The sequence below is a fragment of the Lyngbya sp. CCY1209 genome, assembly GCF_055795065.1.
This window is the reverse complement of the sequence record NZ_JAYFER010000176.1, coordinates 1-8,787: the sequence shown is the minus strand read 5'-3', so window position 1 is coordinate 8,787 and position 8,787 is coordinate 1. Positions and strand designations below refer to the sequence as shown.

5 protein-coding genes are annotated in these 8,787 nt (G+C 55.1%); 1 reads left to right on the top strand and 4 read right to left on the bottom strand.

Going from position 1 to position 8,787, the window contains the following annotated elements:
• From AC0QHF_RS02735 to AC0QHF_RS02720, 4 genes are all read right to left on the bottom strand, one after another.
• Nucleotides 1-1,652: DUF4347 domain-containing protein (locus AC0QHF_RS02735; protein WP_324702649.1), on the bottom strand; the 1,652-nt coding region annotated here is incomplete at its 3' end.
• A gap of 652 nt (nucleotides 1,653-2,304) precedes the next feature.
• Nucleotides 2,305-4,926 carry an ATP-dependent chaperone ClpB gene (gene clpB, locus AC0QHF_RS02730; RefSeq protein WP_324702648.1) on the bottom strand — a complete coding sequence of 874 codons (2,622 nt, stop codon included), beginning with the start codon at nucleotides 4,924-4,926 and terminating at the stop codon, nucleotides 2,305-2,307.
• 31 nt (nucleotides 4,927-4,957) lie between these two features.
• Nucleotides 4,958-5,095: a hypothetical protein gene (locus AC0QHF_RS02725; RefSeq protein WP_324702647.1), complete on the bottom strand. Its 138-nt coding sequence runs from the start codon at nucleotides 5,093-5,095 to the stop codon at nucleotides 4,958-4,960.
• A gap of 215 nt (nucleotides 5,096-5,310) precedes the next feature.
• Nucleotides 5,311-7,032, bottom strand: a complete 1,722-nt coding sequence (locus AC0QHF_RS02720; protein ID WP_324702646.1) for a sensor histidine kinase — start codon at nucleotides 7,030-7,032, stop codon at nucleotides 5,311-5,313.
• Between the two features lie 280 nt (nucleotides 7,033-7,312).
• Between AC0QHF_RS02720 and AC0QHF_RS02715 the strand changes: the two genes are divergently transcribed.
• Nucleotides 7,313-8,428, top strand: a complete 1,116-nt coding sequence (locus tag AC0QHF_RS02715; protein ID WP_324702645.1) for a nucleoside hydrolase — start codon at nucleotides 7,313-7,315, stop codon at nucleotides 8,426-8,428.
• Nucleotides 8,429-8,787: the final 359 nt, after the last annotated feature.

The following is an 8,787-nucleotide window of genomic DNA, read 5'->3' as shown; positions in this document are numbered from 1 at the left end:
AGGGCAGCAGGCGCCAGGGTCACGGCTGTATCCTGTTCCGTGGTTGCTGTGTCGTTCACCGCCTCGGGGGCCGTGTTGGCTGGGGCATCGTCATTCTCGATAATCCCGATCGCGCTATCATTGACTACAACCGGACTTCCGAGGGGGTTGCCGTTGCCATCTTGGAACTCGGCACTCGTCAGCGTCACGGTGAATTGTTCGTCCGGCTCGGGTATCGTATCGCCGTTGGCTTGAACCGTGATGGTCTTTTCGGTTTCTCCGGGTGCAAAGGTCAAAGTGCCGCTCTCGGCAATATAATCTTCCCCGGCCGTGGCGGTGTCGTCGCCGGTGGTATATTCGACTTCCAGGGGGACGTACAGCGGCTCGGAGAGCGTTACGGTGTACTCATAGTTCGTGGTGCCGGTATCCCCTTCAACTTGGGAGATCTCTGTCGGCGTCAGCGTCACCGTGGGATTGAAAATGAAATTATTGAGAAGACCCACACCGTGGGCCTCCGGATCGGCGGGGGCATCCGGACCGCTCTGGAACTTCAATGAAAACGATGTGACCGGTTCTGAGAAGAACGCCGTCACCGTTCCTCGTTCGGCCTCAACTCCCGTGTTGTCTGCAAATGCATTTCCGGTAATCGTCGAATCAACAATATCGTAGGTCGGGTTATCCGATGGAATGACTATGGTATTGATTGCATCTCCAGCTTCGTTGAAACCACCCACCACCACCTCATCTTGCCATAAATCACCGTCCGATTTGTCGATATCGAGAACTTGGAAGCTAACCCCTTGAACTTCCTCCGAGAAGGTGACAGTTACGGTTACGCCATCGCCTTGGTTAGTTGGGGGATCGATAAAGAGATTTAACGCGAGCTGAGGGTCGATTTCGGTTCCTGAAAAGAATGCAAAATCGTCCGGGGTAGCGTTGCCATCTAGCTCTTCCACAGTAACGCCTGTATCGGCTGTGACATTGATATCAACGTTGATGCCACTGCCATCGACATCCGCGAAGGTGTTCGTACCCAGTTGACCGTCAGGCCAGTCAAAATTGTTCCAATCAAAGGTTGGAAGTACGTGGGGGTAAGCCGCGATCGCCTTTTCATCGATCGCCAAATCGACTTCAAAATCGCCCGTCTTGACTTCTAAATTCCAGTCCCCACCCAACGCGAAAGTTCCGGTCTGGGTCGCCGATGCCGCGATTTCGGCCCCCGTCAAACGGTGCAGTTTTTCGATCAATTCGGAACCGGCATCTCCCGCTGCTACATTACAGCCGTAGAGGCAGATGCGATCGCAGCGCCAGCGTTTTAAAAGGTCGGCGTATTCGTCCAGGGTATCCAGGTTGAGCTGCGTATTTCCGAGGGTCAAACCGCCCGGAAAACCGTGGGAAATAATGTGAAGGGTATCAAGATCGGGGTGTTCCTGAAGTACCCGGGTGATTTGCCGAATGCCATCTCGACCGGACGGGAGGGCGATCGCTTTGGCACCCGGAACAACTCCCCCGATCAAAATCGATGCATCTTCGATTCCGGCATCGACGACGACCAGAACTCCCCCGTCAGTTTGAGATGATAAATTCATATTTTTTAAAGTGATTTTTTGGTCAGATGTCCCGGCAACGGAAAAATTTTCTTTAATTTTTTCCTGATCTTTATAAGTATTCATGAAAGATGACTGGTAGACACCCAATTACGGCGACGAAAAAAGAGCAAAAAAATACTGACCGACCCCGATAGCGATTCGGGCCGCCGACAGATCCATCCGTAATTTCCTCAATGCTATCAGATCGGTCGAGGATGTGCCACATCTTTTGCGTAAATTTACGGAGTTTTTACAAACGAGGTATACGGACCGAGAATAGCGGGCATTGTTGCGACCTTCGGGACGATCAATCCCCCGCTCCGACCGATTTACCCGGCGCTCCGGTCTGACACCCGATCGCATCAAAGACGGCCATTTATAATAAGTGTTATATGGTTTGTTATAACTCGAATTGAATGCTCAGATGGAAGTCGTCGATCGCCCCCTCCACTTGACCGCGCCACAAAACCGAACGGACCGACACCAATGAATTTCCGTCTTTCGATGACATCAAGATTAGAATTTTTGTGGAGATGGCGATCGCCACATATTTTGATCTCAATCACAAGAGATAACCGAGGGCGAGGGGAACCCCCGCCGAAGCTGGGGACGCGATCGCTTCTACAGTTCTTTCCGGGTCGGCGTTGACTCCAAATCTCCAATTCAAATTGACAGGTGAAAACTCAATAAAAGGGGTACAGCGAACCGCACCCCCATCTCCCAAACCGAGCCCATTTTATTGGGCCGTCAGCAATTCCACGGGCAACTTCTTGAAGGCGAGACGTTCATTTTCCACATCCACAAACATGGTATCCCCCTCGTTGAACTCGCCCCGGATGATCCCTTTGGCGATCTGGGTTTCCACCTCCCGCTGGATGGCCCGCTTCAGGGGACGGGCGCCGTAAACCGGGTCAAATCCCACCTCCGCCAAATAGTCGAGGGCCGCGTCGGACAACTTCAGAGACATCTTGCGGTCTTCGAGACGCTCGGACAACCGCCCCAGTTGCAGGCGGACGATCTGCCGCAACTGTTCGGACTTGAGGGAGTGGAAGATGATGATCTCGTCGATACGGTTGAGGAACTCGGGCCGGAATGACCCCCGCATCGAATCCATCACCAGCGATCGCATTTCCTCGTAGCGGGAATCGTCCCCGGCTACATCCAAAATATACTGCGATCCCACGTTGCTGGTCATGATGATCACGGTATTCTTGAAATCCACCGTGTGGCCCTGGGCGTCCGTCACCCTGCCGTCATCGAGAATTTGCAGCATGACGTTGAACACGTCAGGGTGGGCCTTCTCGATCTCGTCGAACAGGATCACTGCGTAGGGGCGGCGGCGGATGGCCTCGGTGAGCTGGCCCCCCTCGTCGTAGCCCACATATCCGGGAGGGGCCCCCAGCAGGCGGGAGACGGCGTGTTTTTCCATGTATTCGGACATATCGATCCGCACCATCGCCTCTTCGGTGTCGAAGAGATAGGACGCCAGGGCCTTAGCCAGTTCCGTCTTGCCCACCCCCGTCGGGCCGAGGAAGATGAAACTCGCCACTGGGCGGTTGGGGTCCGAGAGTCCGGCCCGCGATCGCTGAATGGCATCGGCCACGGCCGTCACCGCCTCATCCTGTCCGATCACCCGCTCGTGCAGTTCGTCGTCGAGGTGCAGTAGTTTCTCCTTCTCCGACTCCACCAACTTGCTGATCGGAATCCCCGTCCACTTGGAGATAATTTCCGCGATATCGGCTTCGGTGACTTCCTCCCGCAGCAGGGTGCGGCTGCCGGTTTGAGTCTCTTCCAGTTGAGATTCGGCCTGTTGCACCTGCTTTTTGAGGGTTTCAAGGGTACCGTATTTCAACTCGGCGGCCCGGTTGAGGTCGTAGTTGCGTTCCGCCTGCAGGATCTCGATATTGACGCGATCGATCTGTTCCTTGAGGGACTGGATGTGGGTGATGGTGTTCTTTTCCGCGTACCACTGGGCGTTGAGGGTGTGCTGTTCCTCCTTCAGATTGGCCAGATCCTTCTCCAGGCGCTCCAACCGTTCCTGAGACGCCGGGTCACTCTCTTTCTGGAGGGAGAGTTTTTCCATCTCCAACTGGAGGATCTTGCGGTCGATCTCGTCGAGTTCCTCGGGTTTGGAGGTGATCTCCATTTTCAATTTAGCTGCCGCTTCGTCCACTAAATCGATCGCCTTGTCGGGGAGGAAGCGATCGCTGATGTAGCGGGTGGAAAGAGTCGCCGCGGCCACCAGGGCGGAATCGGAAATTTTCACCCCGTGGTGGACCTCGTAGCGCTCTTTGAGGCCTCGCAGGATCGAGATCGTGTCGCCGACGTTGGGCTGATCGATGTAGACCTGTTGGAACCGCCGTTCCAGGGCGGCATCTTTTTCGATGTACTTGCGGTACTCGTCCAGGGTGGTGGCGCCGATGCAGCGCAGTTCGCCCCGGGCCAACATGGGTTTGAGCAGGTTGCCGGCGTCCATCGCCCCCTGGGTGGCCCCGGCGCCGACGACGGTATGGATCTCGTCGATGAATAGAATGATTTTACCTTCGGAATCCGTGACCTCTTTGAGGACGGCTTTCAGGCGCTCCTCGAATTCCCCCCGGAACTTCGCCCCGGCGATCAGTGCGCCCATGTCCAGGGCGATCAGTTGACGATCTTGGAGGGACTGTGGCACGTCTCCGGCGACGATCCGCTGGGCCAACCCTTCCGCGATCGCCGTTTTACCGACCCCGGGTTCGCCGATGAGAACGGGGTTATTTTTGGTGCGGCGGCTCAAAATCTGGATCGTGCGGCGGATCTCGTCGTCCCGTCCGATAACCGGGTCGAGTTTGCCTTTGCGGGCCGCTTCGGTGAGGTCGCGGCCGTATTTTTCCAGGGCTTGATATTTACCTTCGGGGTTCTGGTCGGTCACTTTTTGACTTCCTCGGATTTGGGCGATCGTTTGTTTGAGTTTGGCTTCATCCAGCCTAAATTCTTGGTAGAGGGATTTGCCAAATCGGGCATCTTTAGTGTAGGCCAGCAGCAGGTGTTCGATGGAGATGTACTCGTCTCCGTAATCCTTGCGGTAGGCTTCGGCGTTGTCTAACAGGGCGTCCAAACTCCGCCCCAGATAGACGTTGGTGCTGCTGCCCTTGACTTGGGGCTGTCGTTCGATAAAGGCTTCGGTGCGTTCCCGCAGTTGGGGCACGGATACCTCGGCTTTGTTGAACAGGCTGCTCGCCAACCCCTCCTGTTCCAGCAGGGCTTTCATCAAATGCTCGGTTTCGATTTGTTGCTGCTGGGCTTGTTTGACCAGGTCGGGGGTTTGGGCGAGGGCTTCCCAGGCTTTTTCTGTAAATTTACTCGGATCGGTGGGTTGCATAAGTTTTAACCTCCTCAACTGATGATTTTCTCTAGGAATTTATTTGTAGGGTCAGGTCGTTTGGCTTTTTCTGGCAGTCGCCAGAACGGTGCGATCGCGGCGATCGCACCTCCACGTGGAAACGGAGACCGAAAAATGTCTCGATCGCCGAAATTCCGTCAATTGCCAAGCATTTCAACCAGCCCGACTCTTTTCAAACTGTAGCTTACCGCATCGGAGCCCCCGGTGCTCTCTTCCTCCCTTCCCGGGTACGGATCGCCGAAATGTGGAGTCGGGAGTCGGTATTAGGGAGTCGGGAATGGGGAATAGGAAATCGACCATTTTTCACCCTTAATTTTTCACTTTTAACTTTCCCAAAAAGAGTCCGTCGGCTTCAAAACCCAATCAAATATACTGACTCTTGACGTGGACGGGGAGCCAAACGATGAAGGTCGAACCCACCCCTTCTTTGCTTTTGACGTGAATTCCCCCGCCCAAAATTTCGCACAGCCGCTGGCTAATGGCCAGTCCGAGTCCGGTGCCGCCGAACCGTTTGGTTGTCGAGGCATCGGCTTGGATAAAGGCTTTGAAAATGTGTTTGACCTGTTCTTCGTTCATGCCGATGCCCGTATCCCGAACTTGAAACACCAAATACTGGGTTTTGGCGTTGGGCATCATTTGGGCGTTGATGCTGTTTTGTTTCCACTCTTCGGGGATTTTTTTAGCCCGTTTAACTTGCAGGGTGATGGTGCCTTTGGTGGTGAATTTGGAGGCGTTGCTCAACAGGTTGAGGAGGACTTGTCGCACCTTGGGGAGGTCGGCGTACATACTGCCCAAATCTTTGTCGGTTTTGACTTTCAAAATATTGCCATTTTTTTCGGTCAGGGGTTTGGCGGTGGATACCACGTCGTCGATCAATTGTTGGACGGCGAAATCTTCCAAATAGAGGGTGACGTGGCCGGCTTCAATTTTGGAGATGTCGAGGATGTCGCTGATCATGTCGAGGAGGTGTTTTCCCGCCGTTTTGATCTTGTCGAGGTCGGGAAGAAAGTCGGTGTAGCCCAGGTCTTGGGACTCTTCGTGGAGCATTTCGCTGTAGCCGATAATGGCGTTCAAGGGGGTGCGGAGTTCGTGGCTCATGTTGGCGAGGAACACGCTTTTGGAGCGGTTGGCGGCTTCCGCCGCGATTTTCGCCCGCTGTAGTTCTTCGGTGTATTTGGCGACTCGTTTAATGAGTTTGTTGAGGGTGGCGGTGAGCCGTCCGATTTCCGTATGTTTGTCGGCGGTGACGGGAATTCGCAGGGCGAAATCGGATTCTTCTCCCACTTGGTCGGCGGTTTCGATCATCTGTTCGATGGGGCGGGCGATCGCGCGACTGGTGTAGCTGGCTAAAATGATCGCCATCGCCACCGCGGCGAGGAGGCTGAAAAAGACGATGCGGCGGCTCAGGGCTTCCGACCGCTGCAATTTTGGCGCGGCTAAATCGGCGCGATCGGCGAATTTTTCCGCCAACTGCAGGGCTTCCCCGGACAGGTTATAGAGGTTTGTGGCTGCCTCGGAATTGCCGAATTCTTCCAGGGATTTTTGGACGGCTGGCAGGTTTTCAGAATTCGTTTCGGCTGACTCGGTGAGTTGAAATACAGCCTCGATTCTGTCCTCGTAGATAGCGATCGCGTTGATATAATTTTGGAGCAGATTTTGCAGGGTTTGATAATCTTCCTGAATCTCCGAGTCGGTGGTTTCCGGGATATCTTGCAGGTTCTGGATGTGGCGGTTCAACTCGAAAATATCGGAGCGAATTTCGGAAACCTGCGTCGATAAAGTTTGGGGGTCGCTGACAATTGGCGCCAAATCCTCTTGTTTGTCTCGGAGGTCGAATAGATCCGTGTCCAAATCGACCAAGAGTTGCGCTTTTTCTCGATTCATATCGAATTGTTGCCGGTTCTCGCGGGCGAGAATGGTATTGACGACGAATCCGGCGATCACCCCCCCGACCGCCAAACCCAAGACGATGACATAACCGCCACCAATTTTCTGCCGAATTCCCCAATGGCTGACAAACGGCAGCGACACCCCCGGGGGAGTTGTGGCTGTGGAAGACTGGTGTTTGGGTGAAGTTGGAGGCATCCGTAAGGTTGCAATCAGCCAAAAGGTTTACCTTATTTTAATTCACGTTCCCCGTTCCGAAGTCGCCGTCATTTTAAATTTCAGGAAGTTTTTATGGAGGGGCCGGGACATCCGATTGAAATTTGCAGGCCGACCCGGACGGGGGGAGATTTCAAACGAATCGCACATCGTAACAGCATTCTAGCACCCTGGGCGATCGCACCCCGAATCAATTGTGATACGCTTTGTGAAGTTAGGAGGGAAGGAATGTGTCGGATTTCGCTCCCATTGTAGCTCCGGAATGGCCTTCCGTCAGGCGATCGCAGCTCAAAAAAACGCCCCGATGAAAATGCGCCGTATTGTTATCATCCTCACCGGTATTCTCGTCGGTTTCGCCCTGGTTGTCGGGGTCGGGCTGTTCGCCCCCGCCACCCAATTCCCGCTGTCCTTCCGAAATGCTGACCCCATCCCGGTGATTTTTGACACCGACACCAACAACGAACTCGACGACCAACACGCCCTGGCTTATTTGCTGTTCAACCGTGACATCTTCGATGTCCGGGGCATCACCACCAATGCCACCTTCAACGGTGGGGACATCGTCCGACACGACGAGGAAGCGGTCCGGGTGATGAAACTGTGCGGCGCGACGGACACCGTTCCCCTGTACTCGGGGGCAAACGGCGACTTTGCGGAAATTCGACCCCTCGGAGACGCGGCCGAGGACGGCCGGGAGGCGATCGATTTTATCATCCGCGAAGCCCGAACCGAGCGGGACGAAAAGCTGGTACTCCTGGCGGTGGGCAAATTGACCAACGTCGCCCTCGCGTTTGACCGCGCCCCGGATATCGTGGAGAAGGTGCGGTTGGTGTGGCTGGGGTCCAACTACCCCGAACCGGGGGAGTACAACCTCGACAACGATATCCCCGCCCTCGACTATTTGCTCGAGAGCCGCATCCCCTTCGAGATGGTGACGGTGCGGTACGGCGGAGGCCCGACCGGCGCCGAAGCCGTCAAGGTGCAGCAGGAAGATATCCTGGAAAACGTCAAAGGCCGGGGAATCCGGATCGAAACCCCGGTGACGGGACGCCACGGCGGCGAATTTGACAATTTCGGGGACTATTCCGCCAGTTTATTTGCCAATGCCGAATACTACGGCGACCCCCCCTCGCGATCGCTTTTCGACGTGGTGGCGGTGGCCGTGGTCAAAAACCCCGACTGGGGCGAATATCGGCTCATCCCGGCCCCCCGATACGAGCCGTCCGGTTGGGTGGACCGGCCCGAGAACGAATTTCAAATCGGTTTGTGGGAAAACTTCGATCGCGACGCCATCCTCCAGGATTTTTACCAGTCGATGGCCCGTCCGGCGACGTCGGCGAAAACCCGGTCCAGGGGAATTTTAGATTTTAGATTGTAGGGGCCCCTGGCTTGCACCCCGATTTTAGATTCCCCGGGAAGGAGTTAGAAGTAAGCTCACCCCGGTCTAAAGACGCGGGGCTTTCGCCCTAAGCTGCCGCTACGCTAGGTGAGGAAACCGTCGCGATCGCCGACAATATTAAGAATGATTAAGCAAGGTCTGGGAGCTCCAGGAAGCTTCGGTAAGCAGAGGGAGCTCCAGGAAGCTTCGGTAAGCTCCGGTCGGCTCCGGTCGGCTCCGGTCGGCTCCGGTCGGCAAATTTATAGTCAGATCCGTACAAATTCCCCAATCATCTGAATATGATTTGATCGGGTTGGGGCCCCTGGCTTGCGCCCTCGGGAATTGATTCCCAAGCGGTC